At 33.7% G+C, this 21,015-nt stretch carries 19 protein-coding genes; 7 read left to right on the forward strand and 12 right to left on the reverse strand.

The genetic code is table 11. The annotated features are described in order from the left end of the window. Positions 1 to 157 precede the first annotated feature (157 nt). Positions 158 to 952 carry an amidohydrolase family protein gene (locus IAI10_RS09520; protein WP_315673076.1) on the reverse strand — a complete coding sequence of 265 codons (795 nt, stop codon included), beginning with the start codon at positions 950 to 952 and terminating at the stop codon, positions 158 to 160. 143 nt (positions 953 to 1,095) lie between these two features. Between IAI10_RS09520 and IAI10_RS09525 the strand changes: the two genes are divergently transcribed. Then, positions 1,096 to 1,428: a helix-turn-helix domain-containing protein gene (locus IAI10_RS09525; protein WP_315673077.1), complete on the forward strand. Its 333-nt coding sequence runs from the start codon at positions 1,096 to 1,098 to the stop codon at positions 1,426 to 1,428. A 30-nt stretch (positions 1,429 to 1,458) separates the two neighbouring features. Here IAI10_RS09525 and IAI10_RS09530 read toward each other — a convergent pair whose 3' ends face one another. Further along, positions 1,459 to 2,187: a DsbA family oxidoreductase gene (locus tag IAI10_RS09530; RefSeq protein WP_315673137.1), complete on the reverse strand. Its 729-nt coding sequence runs from the start codon at positions 2,185 to 2,187 to the stop codon at positions 1,459 to 1,461. Positions 2,188 to 2,278: 91 nt separating this feature from the next. Then, entirely contained in the window at positions 2,279 to 3,103 is an 825-nt protein-coding gene (locus IAI10_RS09535; protein WP_315673078.1) for a DUF2785 domain-containing protein, read from the reverse strand. 191 nt (positions 3,104 to 3,294) lie between these two features. Here IAI10_RS09535 and IAI10_RS09540 point away from each other — a divergent pair, with 191 nt between their 5' ends. Continuing rightward, on the forward strand, positions 3,295 to 3,510 hold the full coding sequence (locus tag IAI10_RS09540) for a spore coat protein (RefSeq protein ID WP_315673079.1): 216 nt from the start codon (positions 3,295 to 3,297) through the stop codon (positions 3,508 to 3,510). 37 nt (positions 3,511 to 3,547) lie between these two features. Then, positions 3,548 to 3,844: a spore coat protein gene (locus IAI10_RS09545; RefSeq protein WP_315673080.1), complete on the forward strand. Its 297-nt coding sequence runs from the start codon at positions 3,548 to 3,550 to the stop codon at positions 3,842 to 3,844. A gap of 92 nt (positions 3,845 to 3,936) precedes the next feature. On the opposite strand, the gene nfsA is transcribed toward IAI10_RS09545, so the two are convergent. Next, entirely contained in the window at positions 3,937 to 4,674 is a 738-nt protein-coding gene (gene nfsA / locus IAI10_RS09550) for an oxygen-insensitive NADPH nitroreductase (RefSeq protein ID WP_315673081.1), read from the reverse strand. Between the two features lie 184 nt (positions 4,675 to 4,858). Between nfsA and IAI10_RS09555 the strand changes: the two genes are divergently transcribed. The 3 genes from IAI10_RS09555 to IAI10_RS09565 are packed head-to-tail and all read left to right on the forward strand — an operon-like array spanning position 4,859 to position 8,949. Continuing rightward, positions 4,859 to 6,502 carry a spore germination protein gene (locus IAI10_RS09555; protein ID WP_396334360.1) on the forward strand — a complete coding sequence of 548 codons (1,644 nt, stop codon included), beginning with the start codon at positions 4,859 to 4,861 and terminating at the stop codon, positions 6,500 to 6,502. A gap of 25 nt (positions 6,503 to 6,527) precedes the next feature. Beyond that, positions 6,528 to 7,640, forward strand: coding sequence for an endospore germination permease (locus tag IAI10_RS09560; protein WP_315673083.1), 1,113 nt, complete (start codon positions 6,528 to 6,530; stop codon positions 7,638 to 7,640). Beyond that, positions 7,624 to 8,949, forward strand: coding sequence for a Ger(x)C family spore germination protein (locus IAI10_RS09565; protein ID WP_315673084.1), 1,326 nt, complete (start codon positions 7,624 to 7,626; stop codon positions 8,947 to 8,949). Before IAI10_RS09560 ends, IAI10_RS09565 begins: the two co-directional genes overlap by 17 nt. A gap of 177 nt (positions 8,950 to 9,126) precedes the next feature. Here the strand turns inward: IAI10_RS09565 and IAI10_RS09570 are convergent, their stop codons facing one another. From IAI10_RS09570 to IAI10_RS09595, 6 genes are all read right to left on the reverse strand, one after another. After that, positions 9,127 to 9,294, reverse strand: coding sequence for a hypothetical protein (locus tag IAI10_RS09570; RefSeq protein WP_315673085.1), 168 nt, complete (start codon positions 9,292 to 9,294; stop codon positions 9,127 to 9,129). A 245-nt stretch (positions 9,295 to 9,539) separates the two neighbouring features. Next, positions 9,540 to 10,832 (reverse strand): ABC transporter permease, encoded by a 1,293-nt coding sequence (locus IAI10_RS09575; protein WP_315673086.1) that lies wholly within the window; start codon positions 10,830 to 10,832, stop codon positions 9,540 to 9,542. After that, complete coding sequence (locus IAI10_RS09580; protein ID WP_315673087.1) at positions 10,832 to 11,587, reverse strand: ABC transporter ATP-binding protein; 756 nt, start codon at positions 11,585 to 11,587, stop codon at positions 10,832 to 10,834. Before IAI10_RS09580 ends, IAI10_RS09575 begins: the two co-directional genes overlap by 1 nt. A 12-nt stretch (positions 11,588 to 11,599) precedes the next feature. Then, complete coding sequence (locus tag IAI10_RS09585) at positions 11,600 to 12,622, reverse strand: sensor histidine kinase (RefSeq protein WP_315673088.1); 1,023 nt, start codon at positions 12,620 to 12,622, stop codon at positions 11,600 to 11,602. Then, complete coding sequence (locus IAI10_RS09590) at positions 12,622 to 13,314, reverse strand: response regulator transcription factor (protein WP_315673089.1); 693 nt, start codon at positions 13,312 to 13,314, stop codon at positions 12,622 to 12,624. Before IAI10_RS09590 ends, IAI10_RS09585 begins: the two co-directional genes overlap by 1 nt. Positions 13,315 to 13,369: 55 nt before the next feature. Beyond that, entirely contained in the window at positions 13,370 to 16,924 is a 3,555-nt protein-coding gene (locus tag IAI10_RS09595; RefSeq protein WP_315673090.1) for an efflux RND transporter permease subunit, read from the reverse strand. 204 nt (positions 16,925 to 17,128) lie between these two features. Here IAI10_RS09595 and gpmA point away from each other — a divergent pair, with 204 nt between their 5' ends. Continuing rightward, complete coding sequence (gpmA, locus tag IAI10_RS09600) at positions 17,129 to 17,860, forward strand: 2,3-diphosphoglycerate-dependent phosphoglycerate mutase (RefSeq protein WP_315673091.1); 732 nt, start codon at positions 17,129 to 17,131, stop codon at positions 17,858 to 17,860. A 10-nt stretch (positions 17,861 to 17,870) separates the two neighbouring features. Here gpmA and IAI10_RS09605 read toward each other — a convergent pair whose 3' ends face one another. Beyond that, positions 17,871 to 18,419, reverse strand: a complete 549-nt coding sequence (locus IAI10_RS09605; RefSeq protein ID WP_315673092.1) for a biotin transporter BioY — start codon at positions 18,417 to 18,419, stop codon at positions 17,871 to 17,873. A 142-nt stretch (positions 18,420 to 18,561) separates the two neighbouring features. Beyond that, positions 18,562 to 20,514 carry an endonuclease MutS2 gene (locus IAI10_RS09610; protein WP_315673093.1) on the reverse strand — a complete coding sequence of 651 codons (1,953 nt, stop codon included), beginning with the start codon at positions 20,512 to 20,514 and terminating at the stop codon, positions 18,562 to 18,564. Positions 20,515 to 21,015 lie beyond the last annotated feature (501 nt).

Genomic DNA, 21,015 nt, shown 5'->3' on the forward strand with positions numbered 1-21,015 from the left:
GAATCCTTACTTGGAGATATTATTATATCTTTGCACCATATTTTGATATTTAATCTTCTTTTTTAGTGATATAATACTAACAAAAAACAAACAGTGTGTCAACGCGACACAGTGAGAAGTAGTGATAATGAACCCATCAAATTTAAAACAGAGTCATTTATCTTTCTAATATCTCTAATACATTTTCTCCTAATACTCGCTTTAGGCTTCTTCTATCCTTAGTGACTGCTTTTACCATTTCTATTCCAAGCTTTGGATTTCCAAAAGGTGCATCTGAGCTGAAAAGCACACGGCTTGGAATTTCCTTTATGGCTATGCTGGGAGCCATGGTTGTATAAGCTGCCGATAAATCTAAATATATATTGCTGCTTTCCTTAGCTAGCTTTATGGTTTCTATCCAATTGATTCCTCCCATATGTCCCAATATCACTGGAACTTTATAATATTTTTTAGCTAGTTCTACAATCTCTTTTATATCCTGGAGAGTTAAGGGATGAAAGGTGTGAATCCAAATAGGTAAGTTTCCAAACTCTTTAGAAGCTTGAAATATAACCTCCAAATCCTTCACATGTCCTGAGGCTGGTGAAAATTCTCCCATGCCTAAAAAATCATTTTTTACTATATTTTCTTCTATCCAAATACCGGAATCTTCATAGTTCAGGGTTAAAGGTACCATACCAAAACCTATAAATTTTGATGGATTTGAAGCTACTGCCTGTTTAAGCTCTTTTGTACTTTTTTTCAGGCTCTTAATTCTTTCTTCCACAGGTAGTGCTCCTGCTAGTACATTGTTTAATATGGATATTTCTTTTTCTAAAGCTTTTAAATCTTCAGCCTTTTCTGGATGAATTGAGGTGGTGAACAATATTGTTTTGTCAACTCCAGCTTCCTCCATCATTAATAGCTGCTTTTCTGTGGGCAGCATTACATGTGCATGACTATCTATTATCATTTCAAACACCCTTTCTTTACTTATCTATTCTTTAACCCTAGACTAACATTAATAAAAAGGCTTTTGAAGTACGCACAAATTTGAAATGAAGTGTAGTAAATGATACTATTAAGATATAATGAAGCTTTGAGGAGAATTAAAAAATGTCAAAATCAACAAACATGGATGTAGCATGTCCTATGGACGTTACCATAAATATATTAAGCGGCAAATGGAAACTAGCTATACTTTGGAATCTCTCAAAAGGTGTGATACGTTTTAATGAGCTTCAAAGATTACTGGAAGGAATAACTCAAAAAACTCTTACTATGCAGCTTAGAGAATTAGAAACAGATGGTGTGATTTACAGAAAAGTGTACGCAGAAGTGCCTCCAAGAGTTGAATATGGGCTTACTGAGCTAGGAGAAACCATGAGACCCATATTAAATTCCATGTGCCAATGGGGAAAAGATTATATAAAAGGGAAAACCAGATAGTTTTCCCTTAAAAAATCAGTTTTAATTTAATTAGATGCTGCATTTGCCGTCAGCGCAGCTTCCAGCTTCGGAAGCTTCATCATTTTCCTGCTGTCTAGATAAAAATTCTATCATAGGTGAAGAAAGCTCTTCTTTTTTGACCTTATCAAGCACCTCTAAGAATAGATCTGAAGGTTGTGCACCAGAAACTGCATATTTATCATTGAATACAAAGAAAGGAACTCCGCTTATTTTTAGCTGAGCAGCCTTTTGCTCATCCTTTCTTACATCTTCACTATATTCATTATCCTCTAGCACCTTTAAAGCCTTCTCTCTGTCAAGCCCTACTTCGCTGGCTAGATCCGCCAAAACATTATAATCAGATATATTTAAGGAATCTACAAAATAAGCCTTTAAAGTTCTTTCAGAAAACTCCTTAAGTTTACCCTGAGCCTTTGCATAATGGTATAATCTATGAGCATCAAAAGTATTTGTTGGTTTTATATCCTCAAAATTATAATCAAGCCCAAGAGCTTTAGCCTGAGCCACTAGTTGATCATTAGATGCCTTTGCTTCAGCAACTGATATACCATATTTTTTCGCTATAATCTCATGAATACTCTCATCATATTTTTTCTTAGCTTCTGGATCCAGTTCAAAGCTCTTAAAAACCACTTCAACTTCATCCTTATGTTCGAATTTATCTAACGCATTTTCTAATCTTCTTTTTCCTATATAGCAAAATGGACATACAAAATCTGACCATACTTCTATCTTCATCATTAAATCCTCCTAAAATTCTCAAAATTGATTTTTATACACCCATATTGTAACATATTATTTTATAAAATTAAATAGTAAACAATAATTATTATAAATTAACTAGTATATTTTTTATTTCCGCAATTATATTTTCGTATTCTTCCTTATCTAAAAGCCTGAAATATAGACTTTTCAAGAATTGTTTTTTATTAACTTTCGAATGATACTTTTGAATATAACTTAAATTATCCTCTTCCATTATCAAATCCTTAAGCCATTCTATTACTTCCGAATTATTCAAAAGCTTTGCATTTATAGCACTCTCCAAAGGTGTTGCCATTCTTTCGTATTCTTCATCAATATATCCATAATAGCCTATAGCCGCTTTAAACTTTATTGTATCCAATATAGCTATTACATCCTTTTTTTCAAAGCAGCTGCATTGCAGAAGCTCATCCAAGGCATCTGCAGTATGCGCTGCAGAATGAGCCCAGCCTTTTACTTCAACATATCCTCTCAAGTCCTTTTCCTTAAGCATATATTCTATGAGCTTATTCTTTATATCATACAAGGTATCATTTTCTATAAATTCTTCTTCCCTATGTTTGTACAAAATAAGTGCTACTATAAGTACAGAGAAAGTTCTTTTAAAAACCGCATCTTCGTCAGCTTCATATAATTTATAAAAAACATGTTCATTGTCCATGCTAATAGCCAACAATTTTTTAAGTTCCTCTGAATTTAATTTTTTTTCCATGATCCAATGAAATAAAACCTCATATATGAGTTCATCCCTAAGTTCTGAATCTAAAGAACCTATATTATCCATCATTTCCAAGGCTAATAAAAAATGCTCTTCTCCATTGGGTAATAAATATTTATTGTTTTTTATCTCCGATAATTTCTCTTTTAATTCAAATTCTTTATCCTTCAAAGATTTCACCACTTTCTTTTAAACATGCTTCCATTATAAGGGTGATAGATCAAAAAGTATATCTATTTTATTTTGAAATATAATTGTCATTTTGCATAAAAACTTGAATTAAGTATGAATATTTCTAGGAATATTTAATTTCCTCTAAGCAGAAAATACTCTTGAAATTTATAAAACAAGGAGGTAATAGCATGAGTAATGAAATCGCTCCCCAGGAAGCTTTTGGAACGCATGAACTTATAAGCTTTAAAAATGTATGCTTAACAAAATCTGTTACAATGTCACCTTTAATTTCTGACCAAGGCTTAAAAGCTATTTTGGAGGAAAATATAAATACAGAAAAGAGACAAATTACCGAATTAAAAGGTTTAATAGAAAAAGCGGCTGCTTGCGCTGCAAGCAAGTAATTAGGCTATATCTTAAGAGAAGAAAGAAGGGTTAACAATGAATTCAGTATTGGAAAGCGTAACTGGTATGGATAAGCTGAATGATCAAATTATTGCTGAAGATTTCTTAATTGCAGCAAAGACTAGTATTAAAAACTATTCAGTAGCTCTTTCTGTATCTACTACACCTGAAGTAAGGAATATATTTAAAAAACATTTAGATGAAGCTATTTCTTGTCACGAAAAGATAACTAACTACATGATAGCAAAGGGGTATTGTGTACCTAATGACCCTGCAAAGCAGTTTCAAATGGATATACAGGCAGCGGACACTGCATTTAATCTAGTAAAATGAAAAATAATATAGGCTGTTTTTACTTTATTTTTTTAATTGTGCAAAACAAAATCTCCATATTACATACAAAATATGTAATATGGAGATTTTAGCTATTTCATGTAAAAACCATGTTTTTCTAGAAAACTCTTCATGTGAGGCCTTATGACTCTGCTCATCATATTGGACATCATTCCTGACCAAGTGTCGTCCCTTTCACCATTAGTTCTTTCCAAATAGTACTTTCTTATACTTTCATCATATGTTTTTATTCTTTCCAAATCTCCTTCTGTATTATATTTCTCTCTTTTAAATATCACTTCCATGGGAAGCCTCTGCTTTTTATCTGGATTATCATCAGGATATCCTAAACACATTCCAAATAGGGGATACAGGTTCTCTGGTATATTAATCATTTGACTTATTTCTTCAGGATTATTTCTTATGCCTCCTATGTATACTCCTCCAAGTCCTAGGGACTCTGCAGCAATCATGGCATTTTGAGCAGCTAAGGCAGTGTCCACCGTAGCAGTTATAAAGTTTTCTGTATACCCTTGCACCATTTCCTTGCCATTCATATCGCAGGCAAGCTTATGTCTGGATACATCTGCGCAGAACATTAGAAACAAAGGGCATTCTTCTATATACTTCTGTTCTCCAGCTAATTTTGCAATCTTTTTTCTGCTGTTTTCATCATCTATTCTTATTATAGTATATGCCTGTATTAAATTTGAGGTAGAGGCACTCTGGGCCGCTTCAATAATGGCTTTTACCTTATCTTCCTCAATTGCTTTACTCTTATATTTTCTAATGGATCTATGATTTTTAATAAGCTCTATAACCTGATTCATAGCTTTTCTCCTTTCATAAATAGGCTTTATTCCATTACTATAGTTTATCTATAATAAAGTCTTTTAAAACTTGTATTTCCATAATTATATCATATCATTTTATTATTCAACATTTTCCTTCCATGTTTTTCTTAGTATATTATACAGCGCACTGATAATACTAGCTTTACAGGAGGTGATATTTTTGGGTAAATTACGCGAAAAGCTTCCTAATTTATTCTTATTTAACGAACCAGAAAAAAAGGAAGAATTCATCCTTAGAGAAACTGAAGAAGAAAAAGCAAGCAGTGAAGATAATTCTAATGCTGATACTAATGATAATCCAAAAGTTAATGCTGCCCTAATTGATAATCTGAATTATCTAAAAGGCAGATACTCAGTTCCCCTAAATGCAGATGTAATAACCAGAGAATTCAGCATCACCATAGGCGATAAAAAAACTAATGCTTTTATAATATTTTTTGATGGAATGATAGATAAAAAATCAATAAACGACAATGTGCTTGAACCTCTGATGCTTCTATCTAGCTTAAATATCAAATACATTGATGAAAATAATATAGCAGCCTGCGTAAAGAATCAACTGCTTCCTTACAATCAAATAAAAGAAACTGCTGAATTTATTAAATTGATGGATGAAGTTAGCTCTGGTTCCTGCGCATTATTTATAGATGGACTTGATATATGTTTTTGTGCTGATGTGAAAGGCTATGAGCACAGATCTGTGGAAAAGCCAAACAACGAGCTTGTAATTAGAGGTCCTCAAGAGGGCTTCAATGAAACCTTAAGGGTTAATACAGCTCTAATTAGAAAAAGAATTAAAAACGAAAATCTTATAGTAGAAAATATAGAGGTAGGCGCAAGAAGCAAAACTCCTTGTGCCGTCCTCTATATAAAAGATATCGTCAATGATTCTCTAATAAACGAAATAAGAAAGAGGATATCAAGCATAGACACAGATTATATTATTGATTCTGGAGAATTAGAGCAATTTATAGAGGACAAAACTTTTTTTCCTGCTCCTCAGATGCTTGGCACTGAAAGGCCAGACAGAGTAGCATCCATGCTCTTAGAGGGCAGAGTTGGGATAATAGTAAATGGAAGCCCCTATTGCTTAGTGGCACCTATAACTTTTTATGACTTAATGCATTCTCCAGAAGATATTTATACAAGATTTCCTATTGGTAATCTGCTCCGCTTTATTAGACTAATCGGAGTGTTTTCAGCGTTACTTTTACCCAGCTTTTATATAGCTATAACAAATTTCCACCATGAAATGATCCCTACCAGCTTGCTCTTAGCTATAGAAGCTTCTCGTGAAAAAGTTCCTTTTCCATCCGTACTGGAAATATTGTTGATGGAATTATCCTTTGAACTTATCCGAGAAGCTGGCATTAGAATTCCTGGTCCAATAGGACCTACTCTAGGTATCATAGGCGCTATCATATTAGGGCAAGCTGCCGTTGCTGCCAATATAGTAAGTCCAATTCTGATAATAATAGTAGCTGTAACAGGCATAGGCTCCTTTGCAATGCCTAATTTTGACTTAGGGCTTCAATTTAGGATTCTCAGATTTGGCTATATTATCTTAGCTGCTATGTCTGGTTTTTTAGGAATTGCCACTGGAATTTTTATTCATGGACTATATCTGTGCAGTGCTAAATCCTTTGGTGTACCTTTCCTTGCTCCTTATGCTCCTAAGACATCTGGAGGGTATAGATCAGAATTCATCAAGGCTCCAATATGGGCTCAAGAAGAAAGAGCAGATTACTTCAATACAAAGGATAGTAAAAAGCAGCCAAACAAAAGCAGAGGATGGACGAAATGAAAATTAGTATACGGAGGTGTATGAAATGGATTCAAATATTACATTCGGCATATGGGGAGGAACCTGTCTTATTATAAATTCAGTATGTTCAAGAGTATTTTTAAATTTTCCTCGCCAAATTATTGAAGTTGCAGGCAGCGCTGCTTGGATGATAGTGATATATATTTTTACAATTATGTTGATTTTATTTTCATTAATACAAAAACTATTTTCTAAATTTGAAGGTAAAGATATCATTGATATAAGCGAAGAAGCCATGGGTAATGTTGGCAGAGTTATTGTTGGAACATTAATAATCCTCCTTCTTTTTTCCATAGGCTGCATAATACTAAGAGAATACTCAGAAAACATGAAAACTATCGCACTGGCTGACTCTCCTATAGGTTTTGTATCTTGGTTTTTTTTAGCAGGTATGGCTTTTGGAGCTTTCTTAGGTATAGAACCCTTAGTAAGATTTCATTCCTTAGCAGTACCTTTGATAGTATCCACCTTTTTATTTATTGTATTAGCAGTTATGCCTTACTATGATTCCTCAAATTTTGCTCCTTGGCTTGGCAATGGTCCTACTAAAATATTAGGTTCTGGTTTTTTTAGCACATCCATTTTTTCTCCAATTTTGTATTTATTTTTAATTCCTCCTTTCATCAAAACCAACAAAAATTTTAAAATTATCGGTTATTTAGGTATTTCAATATGTGCATTTCTCTTGTTTGTATCTGTTGTAACTTATACTTCAGTGTATCATTATCCCACTAGTCTTGAAAGCTTTCTTCCCACCTTTCAATTAGCCAGATTGATAAATTTTGAAAGATTTTTCGAAAGAATAGAATCTGTTTTTATGCTGGCTTGGGCGGCCTCTGCATTACTCTACCTAAGCATAATAATGTTTTTTATTCTTTATACATTCAAAAAAACTTTTAAACTTCAATATTATAAACCTCTTATTTTTATATCCACTATTTTATTATTTAACCTTAGCCTGCTTCCTCCCAATCTAATATCCGCCATAGATTTAGAGGTTAAATATTACAGCCGATTATCTTTAATAATTACGCTGCTGTTACCACTTTTGGTAGCTTTTATAGGTAATATTAGGCAAAGAAAGAAGGTTAACAATAATAATGAGAAAAATCATTAGTGTGCTTTTAATTTTCACTGTCTCTTGTGGTCTTTTTAGCGGCTGCTATGACAAAAGAGAAATAGATGATCAAACCTATGTCATAGCCATAGGCATGGATAAAGGCACTGTTCAGCCTCTAAAACTAACTCTCCAATATGCTATGACTCAATCAGTAGGCGGCGGAAGCAGTGGAGGTGGAAGTTCTAGCGGAGGTGGAAATAAGGTTTTATCTTCAGTTACTATAGACACCGAAACCTTTAATTCTGGAATAACCGCTGCCAATGGCTTTATAGGGAAGAGAATAAATATGTCCCATGCCATAGTCCTAGTGATATCAAAAGAATTAGCCAAGGAGGGAATAAGCAAATACATCTATGGTCTATCTAGAGAAAGACATTATAGACCATCCATGTTTGTAGCTGTAGCTAGGGGATCTGCTGAGGGTTATTTAAATTCCATTAATCCCCTTCAAGAGGTTGATCCTTCAAAATATTATCAATTACTTTTTAACGCTTACAAATTTACAGGTTATACAGCTAATACTCAATTTTTTAACTTCTATACTCATATGACAGCACTAGATATGCAAGCCGTAGCTGTATTAGCTGGAGTTTCAAGATATCAAAATTCTGATGAATTTAAATCTAAATATTCAACCTATAAGAAAAAGAATAAGATTCATCCCTCTGAAGGAGATTTCAAGGCTGGAGATATTCCTGAGAATAATGCCGAAAAAGGAGAAATAATGGGGCTTGCTATGTTTAATGGTGACAAAATGATAGGAGAATTGGATGGCGATGAAACCGAAAGCTATCTAATGGTAACTGGAGAATTTCATCAATCATACGTCTCTGTTCCAGATCCTAAATTTCCTCAGGAATCCGTTTTGCTTAGAATAGAAAAAAGAAAAAAGCCTAAATATAAAACAAAATTTATAAATGGAAAATCAGAAATATCTATAGATATAAAGCTAGAGGGTGATTTTGTATCCATACAAAGCGGATATAATTATGAAAATTCAAAAAACTTTTCAATCATAGAAAATGCAGCTTCGGAGCTTATATCTAAGCGAATAAATGAAACACTTAACAAAACAGCCAAAGACTATAATTGCGATATCTTTGGCTTTGGCAAATCTGTAAAGAAAATATTTTTAACAAATAAAAAATGGGAAGAGTTTAAGTGGCTTGATAAGTATAAAGCTTCTTCTTTTACAGTTAATGTGGATTTAAAGCTTAGAAGGACTGGCCTCATAATACGAACCTCTCCAACTCCAATAGCAGAAGGCGGTGAAAGCTCAAAAAATGAGTCTTCAGAGGATAATTAGTATACTGATAATGTGTTGGGTGATTATCTACACCCTGAGCTATGGTCTATGGTCTTGGAAAAACGATAATAAATTAGGTGGTTTCGCTGTAATAACCTTGGCCCTTATACTCATAGCTGTCTCTGTCATATCTTCTATAATAAGAAGTTAGCTGTTAAAAAGAGCCTTAGCCAAAAGCTAAAGCTCTTTTCTTATTTCCAGGATACTTCTGCTGCTTTTCTTGGGCTGCTCTTTGGAAGAAACCGCTGAAACCCAAAATTTTACCCTGGCAGCCTCAAATCTATCCGTAACCCGGCCAGCTCTTAGCAAATCCATATCAAAATTTGAATTTAAAAGTGAATCCATACCAGAAATCTTCAATAATTTAAAGGATAGATCAATAGACTTAGGCTTTTTTCACAGCAGCCAAAGTATAATCAGCGATAAGGATATAGAAGTTATTGAAATAAAAAAAGAAGACATAGGTTTTAAAACTATTTATATGGGCTGGTTAAAAAATTCTTCTATGCCTTCTTTAGCAGAGCAATTTAAAAACCACATAATTTCCTCCATAAATAAAAGCAGCTCCATTTTTTTAAATAGAACCGCTTTTATGCTCTATTCTCTAATAAATTCACTTCATAAAGCTTTCTTGCTTTCTTGTAGCCATACACATGAAAAGAATAGCATATCACTATAACCAGTCTAGTAAAGAATACAAGCTGAGAATGAATCCCTATAAACAGCATAAATATCAGACTCATAATAATGCAAAGTGTGCAAGGAGTAAAAAACATGCTAACCAATCTGTACTTAATCAATAAATCTAATTCTTTTTTGGTCAGTCCCACTAAATAAAGCTTTTTAATGTAAGCTCCTGTATTCTCCATTTCTATTTGAGCTTTAAAATAAATTGCCGCAGCAGATATACCAAAGAATATCACATTGCCTATTAGAGCTATAAATCTAAGCATTTTGATTCCGCCCATAGTTATTGCCTTTGAATACTCATTAAATACGCTCAATTCACATATCCAGCTGTAAGTAACAAACAAAAAACTTATGTATGCCACCCAAAAGATAAAATTTTTATCATTCTCTATATTTTTCACCAGCTGTTTTACTGACAAGAAATTCCTGCTATAATAACTGTTTCTTTTCTTCATGATATATGACCATAATTTGCTTAAATAAAATACTGTGACATAAAGTCCTATCATACAGCATATCCATACAAAAATATACCCATTTTCATTCTTATTCACTCTTGCCCAGACTGCAAAGAAGATAAATATTACAAGAACAATTAATTTAATTATCTCTCTAAACTTCTCCAGCTTCTGCTTCATAATATTTTCATCACTGCCGCCAGCTAAATTTCTAAGCATTTTATTTGTACGGATTGTTATTATTATATAAAGCAGGATAAATAACTCCAATGTTGAAACATAGTTCATCATTCCTAATGAAAAGCTAATACTATAAAATCCAAGATAACTTATCACCATAAGGAAAAAAATTTTTGAGAATATAGTCCCTAATATTAGTCCTGCCAATAAGCAGAATAAAGTTAAAAATAAATTTTCGTAAAACACCCATAGGGCTATCTCTTTTTTAGTCACTCCCAAAAGAAGCATTATTTTAAAATCGTTAATTCTAAGCTTTATATATGAAGTATAAGAAAAAATAGTAAAAGAGCTAAGCGTTAATATTATAATGGAAATCGATGATTTCAATATGATGCTTAATACGCTGTTTCTTTCCACTAATTCGATCTCACTGTTATAGATAAGAGTGGTATATAAAAATTCTAAAGTTATCGATATTATACATATGATTACAAAGGTTATATATTTTTTAGAATTTTTTCTTAAAGAATCCTTTGTCATAGCAAAATAGTTCATCAATCATCACCGCCCATTATGGCTAGGCAATCCAGTATTTTATTTAAAAATTTTTTATCATCATCTTTTTTATATACGTCAGCAAAAATATTTCCATCCTTTAAAAAAATAACTCTGGAACAGTAACTGGCTGCTATAGAATCATGAGTAGCTAAAAGCATGGTAACCTTTTTCTCTTTATTTACTCTTTTCATATAATTCATAAACTTTTTAGCTGCTTTAGAATCTAAATTTCCTGTAGGCTCATCCGCAAAGATTACTCTCGGATTAGTAGCCAAGGCTCTGCAGCAGGCCGCTCTCTGCTTTTGTCCCTGAGAGACACTTTTAGGGTACTTATCTTTTATCTCATATATGTTCATAAGCTTAAATAATTCATCTACAATGTGTTCAATATAATTTTGTTTCTGCCCTTGAATTACAAGAGGCCAAGCAGCATTTTCCTTCAGGGTAAGATCCTCCAAAAGGTTAAAATTCTGAAATATGAGCCCTAAGTTCTTTCTTCTGAATTTAGCCCTATCATCCTCATTCAAAGCTGTTATGTTGACCCCCATTATCTCTACTTCCCCTAAAGTTGGCTTATCTATGCCGCTGAATATATTTAAGAGGGTAGTTTTGCCGCTTCCTGAAGAACCCATTATAGCTGTGAATTCCCCTTCATGAATGCTTATGTCCAGACCATTTAGCACATTATATGAGCTTTCTTTATATTCATTATCATAGCTTCTTACTATATTTACAGCCTTTAATATTTCCAAAAAATCACCTACTCAATTGTTTAAAACATATGTTATAGTTGCGCTGGTTCCTTTTCCTATTTCGGATTGAATATCAATTTTATGCTTTAAATTTTTAGCTAGAAGCGAGCATATATACAAGCCTATTCCAGAGGCTTCTCTATATTTACGCCCATTTTCTCCTGTAAAAAAGGGTTCAAATACTCTATTTATATCACTTTTAGGAATTCCTATTCCTTCATCTGCAATTTTCAGCTGAATACAATTTTCTGCTTCACATACAGTAAAAGTCACATGCTTTTTCTTTCCCTCTTCAGCGGAATACTTAACCGCATTATTTATAAGCTGCTCTATCATAAATTTATTCCATTTTTCATCAGTCAAAACACTTATGCTGCCATCCTCATATTCCAGCTTTGGGAATACATTGTTGTATATAAACAAGCTCTTTTTTGAGTTGATAATATCTTTTAAGGACTCCACTATATTAACAGCTTCAGGTTCATAATCCCTAACAAACTCCTCCATCCTAAGAATGTTCAACAGCTGCTCTAACCCGTTATGGAGCTTTGAATTCTCTTCTTTTATTTCATTAACAAGCTTTCTTGTCTCAAACAAATTCAATCCTTCATTTTCTATTTTTTGAATAACCAAGCTTATTATCGAAACTGGAGTCTTCATATTATGAAGCCATTGAGAGAAAAAATATCTATAGGAATTGCTTTCTGCATTTATTTTACTTATCTCCTTAAGATATTTTTTTTGAATAACTTTAAGGGTTTCATTAAAATTTTTCTGCTGATTTGTGATCCCTGTAGACTTATTATTTTCCGAATTCATATCTTCATTTATATTAATATTAAAATTATAATATTTAGTCCATTCAATGGCTAAATGTATAATAAACACAGTAGATGCAAGAATTAAAGGATAAGCTATCTCACTAATATTTGCCGTAGCTTTATAGTAAAAAATTATCATTGCTATGCTTCCATAGAAAACCAGAGTATATCTAAAGTTGTCACTTAAAAATTGAAAAAATAACTTTTTCTTCATCAGGATTGCTCCTTACTTTGATAGATATACCCTGCGGCTCTCTTAGTTTTTATAACATCATTTAGTCCAAGCATAGATAATTTATTTTTAACTCTTGTAACATTAACTGTAAGGGTGTGATCATCTACGAAAAATGTATCATCCCACAGTTCTTCCAAAAGCTCTTCTCTGGAAACTATTGAATTCTCTTTTTGAACAAGCTTACTGAGCAATTGAAATTCCTTTTTTGACAGCTCCTGCAAACTGCTCCTATAGCTTATTTCAAAGGTATTCTTGTTTAATATCAAGCCATTAGCTGCGGATATGGTGCTTTTCTCTTGATTGTATTCTCCATAGCTTCTTCTAAAGGCAGCCTGAATCTTTGCCAGCAGAAGTTCAAAGCTAAAAGGCTTTACTATATAATCGTCTGCTCCCATTTCCAATCCTCTTATCTGCTCAAGCTCGTCACTTCTGGCAGATATGAATATTATGGGTGCATCTGTCTCCCTTCTAAAAGCTCTGCAGAGCTGAAAGCCATCTGAGTAAGGAAGATTTATGTCAAGAAGTATCAAGTCTGGCAAGCTTTCAGCAAACTCTATCTCTATATTTTTAAAATCTTTTATAAGAAATACTTTATACCCGTACTTTTCAATAAACTCTTTTATGAAGTTTCCAAGCTTTATATCATCTTCTACCACAAGTATCTTGTTCATATCCTTATACCTCTATTTTTAATTAGGCTATGTTAAAAAACATAGCCTAATTAAATTATAGCTTTTCTTTCTGTATAATGCTATATATAACAGGTACTACTATAAGTGTAAGCATGGTTGAAACAACGAGCCCGCCTATAACTACAATGCCAAGGCTTTGAGATATAAGAGCGCCTTCTGAAAATCCTAATGCTAAAGGTATAAGAGCAGTTACTGTTGCTATGGCTGTCATAAGTATAGGTCTTAATCTTACGCCTCCAGCTTCCATCAATGCTTCTTTTATAGTCATCTTTTCTCTGTTATGATTTACTCTATCCAAAAGCACGATGGCATTGGTAACAACAATTCCTATAAGCATCAGCATTCCTATAAGCCCAGATACAGATAGCGACTGACCCGTGATTAAAAGTGCTAATAACGCTCCTATAGCTGCAAATGGAAGTGAGAATAATATGGCAAAAGGAGTTCTTCCTTCTCCAAAGGTTACTACCATTACCATATATACAAGCCCAATAGCTATAAGCATAGCCATTCCCATCTGAGAAAATGCATCTTTTATCTGCTGGTTACTTCCTCCAGAAGTATAAGTCACTCCTTTAGGAAATTGATTTTCTATTTCTTCTACAGCCTTCTTAGCATTTGAATTTGCTTTACTGGTGTCCTTGGAATTTATATTAGCTGTTACAGAAACGTATTGTTTACCATCTAGTTCAGATACGCTTACAGGTCCGTAGCCCTGAGAAACCTCTGCTACATCTGAAAGCTTTATTGTTCCTTTCATTCCTGTGATTTCCAAGTTCTTAACACTGTCTATATTGTCAAATTTCTTATCCGCATATCCTAGATATACATCTGAGTCTGCACCATTATTGTTAATTGTAGTAACTATACTTGAATTTAAATCGCTTCTTACAGTTGCCGCTACAGCTACAGAAGTTAATCCATTATCTGCCGCCTTATTGGCATCTACCTTAACCTCTATTTCAGGCTTTTTCTCACTGGCACTGTTTGTAACATTAGTAAGCTCGCTAAGGGTGTTAAGCTTGCCTGCCACGATACCTGCAGCTTTAGACAAATCCTCTGAATTATCACCGTATAAATCCACTTCTACATTATCAGTCTGACCTGAAAAAGATTGAGCGCTTACTTGAAATTTTCCATTTTTGTCTGAAAGTTTATCAGCTTCTATGGTTATTTCATCTGCCACCTTATCATAATTTTTCCCATCCTTTATTACAATAGTGAAGCTTGCACCATTGCTTCCTTGAAGTGATAAAGCTCCTTTTGATGAACTGCTTGTATCTCCTACAGAGGTTGCCACAGTTTCTATGTCCCCTCTTGCCATTAAATATTTTTCAAATTTCATAGCATAATCATTAGTAGCATCTACAGCGGTTCCTGGAGACATAGTTAGCTTACCAGTTAATGTATTGGTTGCTTCACTAGGTAAAAATTGCACTGGAAGCTTTCTTGCAAGAAAAACTGTTCCTCCTAATATAACTATAGATAATCCAAGCACTATAGCTCTATGATTTAAAGCAGCTGAAAGAATTTTTCTATATGCGTGAACCATTTTTCCTTCATGCTCTACATGCTTTATTTTCTTTCCTAAAAGCATCTTTTTGCTTAATACTGGAACCACAACTATGGCTACAGCTAGAGAAGCAAGAATACATATTACTACAGTCAAGGCAAAGGAAGCAAACACCTTTCCTACTATACCTGATATGAAAGCTAAAGGAAGAAATACACCTACTGTTGTTATAGTTGAAGACATTATAGCCGAACCCACTTCCGCGGATGCTTCTTTTATAAGTTCTTCATCTCCCTGCTCCGCCTTAGAGAACCTTCGATATATGTTTTCTATTACCACTATGGAATCATCCACTATACGCCCTACAGCTACTGCAATTCCACCCAAAGACATAGTATTTAGGCTTATGCCAAATTTAGGTAGAAGTATCATGGCTATCATTATAGAGATAGGTATGGATACCACTGCTATGATTGTAGCTCTTATATCTCTTAAGAAGATTGCTATAACAATTATTGCAAATAAAGCTCCAAGAATTCCTTCTCGTACCATTCCATCTACTGAAGCTTTTATGCTTACAGCGCTATCACTTACAAGACTGAACTTAACAGAGGAATCATCCTTACTAAGCTCTTTTATAGCATCCTTAATATCATTAGACACTTGTACAGTATTAGCATCATCTGATTTATAAACATTTAGTATGACTCCATCTTTAAGATTAGATCTTGTCTTTATCTGATTTTCTGTAGTTGAATTAGTTATCTCTGCTATGTCGCTTAAGAAAATCACCTTCACCTGGATCTGTTCACTGCTTGTGCTAGCAGAAGCCCCTGATGAATCGGTACTGGTTTTAGTACTACTGCTTTTTGTAGTGCTATTTGTGTTACTTTTAGGTGTTGAGGTGCTTTGAGAACTCTGGGCACTGGATTGAAGTTGTTGAAGGCTCTTACCTTTTTCTATCTGATCATTAAGACTCTTGTTGAGAGCGTCCTGAGTCTCAGTTAATTTTTGCTGAAGCTCTGTAAGTGTTGCTTTAGCCTGTGCCTGCTGCTGTTTTGTAGAAGAAGGATTGCTTAAAATAGCTTGCTGAGAAAGTATACCCATTTGTATTTGCTGAGCTGCATTTAAATATGCAATAGCTTGGGTGTTGCTGGAAACCAAGCTTCCTATAGCTCCTTCACCTTCTGCCAGCTGTGACATGCCTTGAGACATCTGTCCCATGCCATCTCCAAGTTGGCCTACCGCACTTCCAAGCTGGTTCATGCCCTCACCAAGCTGATTCATACCTTCACCTAGCTTATTTAGGCTGTCTCCAACAATAGCCTGCTGATTTATTGGAATAACTATAGGTATTGCTTTAATCTCATCTATGCTGTTTATTTTTTTCTCTGTCCTTATAGGTAAGGTTTGATTATTCATATCTATCTGCCCCACAGGCATAGATATATTATTTCCTGTAAGCGCGGATTTCACATTATCTAAGGTTAATCCGTTTTCCTTTAGCTTATCTGAATTCACCTTAATATATGTGCTATTATCGAAGGTTCCTTGAACACTTATGCTAGATACTCCTGTTATTCCGCTTAATTTAGGATTAACCTTGTCGTTTATAAATTTTGTTAATTTCTCCTTGTCTGTACTTCCGTCTATAGCATAGGTCATTATAGGTTTGCTATTAAAGCCTATTCTGCTGGTTACCGGATTTTGTGCATTATCCGGAAGTGTAACCTTACCTACAGCCTCTGCCACATTTTTTTCAGCTTTATCCATATCCGTATCATAATCAAATTGAGTTACTATTATACCAACATTCTCATTGTTGATAGTTTTAACACTGCTTACTCCCTGAATACCAGATATAGCCTTCTGCATAGGCTCCGTAATTTTATCCGATACGTCCTCCGGAGATGCTCCTGGATAAATGATAGTTGTAGTCATCACTGGTATAGTTATATCCGGCATAGTTTCCATCTTAATATTTTTTGCGGAATATATGCCTCCTCCTATCAGCATTATAACTACTAAAAAAACTACCAAAGTATTTTTCATAGTAAAGTTCATTAGCTTCTTCATGAGTTATCCCCCTATCCTTAAGTATATTTAGATTCTATAGCATTCTAATTTTTTTATATACAGAAAAAAGTAACACTTATGTTACAAAATTGAAACATACTTTTTTAAATTATATTAAGAAATATATACATGCTTAATTGTATAGACTATAATTTATTTATTAAGTAAAAAGTAAAAAAATAATATCTAACGAGGTGATTATAAATGGTAAAATTGGTATTGGTTAGACATGGCCAAAGTATATGGAACTTAGAAAATAGATTTACAGGATGGACAGATGTTGACCTATCCGAAAATGGTCTTAATGAAGCTAGGCAGGCGGGCATGATTTTAAAAAAGAATGGTTATACCTTTGATGCTGCCTTTACATCTGTTTTAAGAAGAGCCATAAGAACTCTATGGATTATACTGGACGAGATGGATTTAATGTGGATACCTGTAAATAAATCTTGGAGGCTTAACGAAAGACATTATGGAGCCTTGCAGGGATTGAATAAGGCAGAGACAGCTGCCAAATATGGAGAAGATCAAGTTAAACTGTGGAGAAGATCAGTAAATGTAAATCCACCAGCTTTGGAAAAAAATGATCCTAGATATGAGATTACAAATCCAAAATACAGAGATCTTACTGAAGATGAATACCCTCTAACAGAAAACCTTGAAGATACAGAAAAAAGGGTACTTAAATATTGGAAAGAATCCATAGTACCCTTAATCAGTTCAGATAAAAAAGTTATTATTTCAGCTCACGGCAATACAATCAGAGCGTTAGTGAAATATCTAGACAATATTCCAAGCGACGGAATTGTAAATTTAAATATACCTACTGGAATTCCTTTGGTTTATGAGTTGGATGATGACCTTAAACCAATAAAGCATTATTACTTAGGCATTGATGGAGATCTTCCAGATGGAAGTATACCTACAAATATATAATAAGCTTTTTTTAATATTCCATTTTTCTTAAAATAGGTATAGCTTTTTTGCCAATTAATGCTGCAATAATGCATTTTGATATATCTCCTGGTATAAATACTATAACTGCAAGCTTAAGCACCTGCAAAATGTTCATGTGAATTTTTGAAACATAATTCAGAATCACATACATGTAGGTGCTTCCTATTATGTAGGTAACTATTAGCGCTGCAAAGCAGGCTATGAATATTCTTAAAAAAGAAGGCTTCTTATTCTTAATAAGGCTTCCTATTATGAGCGGTGCTATAATAAAGCTTATAAGATAACCGAAGGTCGGTGTAAATATATAAGAAAGCCCTCCTCCTGATGTAAATACTGGTATGCCAATAAGTCCTAGAATGACATATACCAATTGAGAAGCACTTCCTAAAGCAGGTCCTAACAAAATTCCGGAAAGAGCTATGAATAAGTACTGTAAACTAATTGGAGCAGGACCTATAGGAATTTTAATGAAGGCTCCCACTATTGTAAGAGCAGTAAATAGTGCTGCTAATATCATGTCCCTGGTTTTTATTTTCATAATATATCCCCCTAGCCTCTATTGTAAACCAATTTTATTTTTAGGTTTACAATAGAGATTTTAGGCTATTTTTTTGCTAATGTCAATAAAAAATGCAAGCTGAACTATCAACTCAGCCTGAATTTATGTTTATCCCTCTGTTCTAAATTCCTTTCTTGATTACCACTTCTACTCCTTCCTCATGCCTCTTCTCTAAAATATGCTTATTCTTTCTATTTTCCTTTGATTCAAACACAATATCAAAATCGTAATCTTCGGGATATAGCTCATCATTTGATATATAAAGCGAAAGTCTCTTTTTATTTATCTTTAGCTTCTTTTTCATCACCATTACCCCATATTCTCCTTTAGAATTCTCCATTTCGCAGATTATGCCTGTTCTTTTCATGAAGCTTATATAAACGGAATCCCCTAGCTTAAACTTATCTTTTTTGTTCTGCTTTTCCATTAAGATATTCTTCTTTTCAGCTTTCTTGAATTTTTCTACCTGCTGCTGATGAAATTCCTGATTTGAAGCAGCAGGCTGAGGCTTTTCTTCCCACTTATACTTAGAATAATCTTTTTTCTGTTTATAGGTTATTTCATGAGCCTTTTCAATGATTTTGCTATCCATTCCAAGCCTTAAAGCTATTAAAAAAGCATTGCTTTCTCCAGCCTTGCCTATATTCAATCTATATAGAGGCTTCAGGGTATTAATATCAAATTCCATGGATCCATTTATAAATCCAGCTTCATTATTGGCAAATTCCTTTATTTCACTGTAATGAGTGGTAGCAAGTATTATAGCTCCTTTATTATAAAGCTCTTTGAGTATGGATACTGCAAGCCCCATACCTTCTCCTGGATCAGTACCTGAACCAATTTCGTCTACAATCACCAAGGTATTTTCGTCGGCTGAGTTCAAAATATTTATTATATTTTTAATATGAGAAGAAAAAGTGCTTAGATTCTGCTCTATGCTTTGCCCATCTCCTATATCTACCAAAACATCCGCAAATATCGCAAATTCGCTTCCCTTTTCTACTGGCACATGAAGTCCTGATTGAGCCATCATGGTTAAGAGCCCCACTGTTTTGAGAGCTACTGTTTTTCCTCCAGTATTAGGACCAGTTATAACTACAGAATTATAAGCTTCCCCCACCTGAAAATCTAAAGGTACTGCCTTCCCCCCTATTAGCGGGTGCCTGCCTTTTATAATGTTAATATAATTTTTAGTATTTAATTTAACCTCTCTTCCATCAATACTTTTGCTAAATCTTCCCTTTGCAAATAAAAAATCATAATAAACCATAGCCTGAATGTTTATATTTAATTCTCTCTCACTGCTTTCCACCATATTGGTAAGTGTAGATAAAATAACATAAACCTCTTTTTCCTCTTCTATTTTGCATATATTCAATTCATCCTGAGCCTTTTTTACTTCTGCTGGTTCTACAAATACAGTAGAGCCGCTGCTAGATTTATCATGAACATCGCCTTCAATATTTTTTCTATATTCGCTTTTTATAGGGATAACGTATCTTCCATCTCTTTGGCTTACTAAGGCATCTTGAATATATGCTTTGTACTTTTCATTCTTTAGCACACTCTCAAGTTTACTTTTAATTCTTTCCTCCAGAATGGCTATCTTTTTTCTTATCTTAGAAAGCTTTGAACTAGCCTTATCTTCCACTCTTCCATAAGCTATGCATCTTTCAATTTCATCCCTCACTTCTTCCAGCTCATACATGGATTTAGCATATTGGCTTATAGTTGGAGCTTCCTCTTCTTTATCTTGCATAAATATTTTTAGCTTTTTGCTTTCCCATAACAGCCTCGCTATGATATCTAATTCTTCTGGTGTCAATACTGAGCCCTTGCCTAATTTATGAGTTATATTGCTTACTCCCTTAAGACTGTGTATTGGCACACTGGAGCTTATATTCACTATGGCTCTGGCTTCGCTGGTTTCATTCATGCAATTTTCTATTACCTTTATATCCACCTGGGGCTGAAGCTTATCTATCATAGCCTTGCCAAGCTCCGATATGGAGTATCCTTTTAATATTTCCTTTATCCTATCATATTCCAATAGTTCAATAGTCTTATTGTTCAATTTCTGTTCCTCCTTAAAATTCTTTTAGATTTTGCTTTAAAATGTATAATTTATTTTTTAGGTTCTGTTTTAAATCCGTGTTGATTTCTACACTGATTTAAAACATGGCCATTTTTAGAAAAAAAAGACCATAGATAAGTAAAACTCACCTATGGTCTTCAAACTCATTAATATTATTAAAATTGAGAATAAAGCTTATAGAATCCAATCAAACTCAGCCAATTGAATTTATTAAAGCATCATAAACAATTTTAGATAAAAAAATCCCGCGCAGCTGCACGGGATTATATCATCAATGAAAAGTAAAGCCTATCCGTGTTCCTACCTAAGTTATAAGTCAATAAAATTCCGCAAGAAACAAACCTACATAACCGTAAGTTTTTAATTTTAAGTTCTGTTTTAAATCAGTGTTGATTTTTACATTGATTCAAAGCATAGCCAATTTTAAAGACTCAATTATTAAATTACTTAGTTAAGAACGACCCTACTCATAAAATTTTT

Source organism: Clostridium sp. 19966 (genome assembly GCF_032335695.1).
GTDB lineage: Bacteria > Bacillota > Clostridia > Clostridiales > Clostridiaceae > JACTOJ01.

Coding starts and splice junctions, on each gene's coding strand:
- IAI10_RS09565 (WP_315673084.1), top strand. CDS start 7,624: ATGAGAAAAATCATTAGTGTGCTTTTAATTTTCACTGTCTCTTGTGGT.
- IAI10_RS09525 (WP_315673077.1), top strand. CDS start 1,096: ATGTCAAAATCAACAAACATGGATGTAGCATGTCCTATGGACGTTACC.
- IAI10_RS09595 (WP_315673090.1), bottom strand. CDS start 16,924: ATGAAGAAGCTAATGAACTTTACTATGAAAAATACTTTGGTAGTTTTT.
- IAI10_RS09570 (WP_315673085.1), bottom strand. CDS start 9,294: ATGGATTCACTTTTAAATTCAAATTTTGATATGGATTTGCTAAGAGCT.
- IAI10_RS09560 (WP_315673083.1), top strand. CDS start 6,528: ATGGATTCAAATATTACATTCGGCATATGGGGAGGAACCTGTCTTATT.
- IAI10_RS09605 (WP_315673092.1), bottom strand. CDS start 18,419: ATGAAAATAAAAACCAGGGACATGATATTAGCAGCACTATTTACTGCT.
- IAI10_RS09590 (WP_315673089.1), bottom strand. CDS start 13,314: ATGAACAAGATACTTGTGGTAGAAGATGATATAAAGCTTGGAAACTTC.
- IAI10_RS09520 (WP_315673076.1), bottom strand. CDS start 952: ATGATAATAGATAGTCATGCACATGTAATGCTGCCCACAGAAAAGCAG.
- nfsA (WP_315673081.1), bottom strand. CDS start 4,674: ATGAATCAGGTTATAGAGCTTATTAAAAATCATAGATCCATTAGAAAA.
- IAI10_RS09545 (WP_315673080.1), top strand. CDS start 3,548: ATGAATTCAGTATTGGAAAGCGTAACTGGTATGGATAAGCTGAATGAT.
- IAI10_RS09585 (WP_315673088.1), bottom strand. CDS start 12,622: ATGAAGAAAAAGTTATTTTTTCAATTTTTAAGTGACAACTTTAGATAT.
- gpmA (WP_315673091.1), top strand. CDS start 17,129: ATGGTAAAATTGGTATTGGTTAGACATGGCCAAAGTATATGGAACTTA.
- IAI10_RS09530 (WP_315673137.1), bottom strand. CDS start 2,187: ATGAAGATAGAAGTATGGTCAGATTTTGTATGTCCATTTTGCTATATA.
- IAI10_RS09540 (WP_315673079.1), top strand. CDS start 3,295: ATGAGTAATGAAATCGCTCCCCAGGAAGCTTTTGGAACGCATGAACTT.
- IAI10_RS09575 (WP_315673086.1), bottom strand. CDS start 10,832: ATGAACTATTTTGCTATGACAAAGGATTCTTTAAGAAAAAATTCTAAA.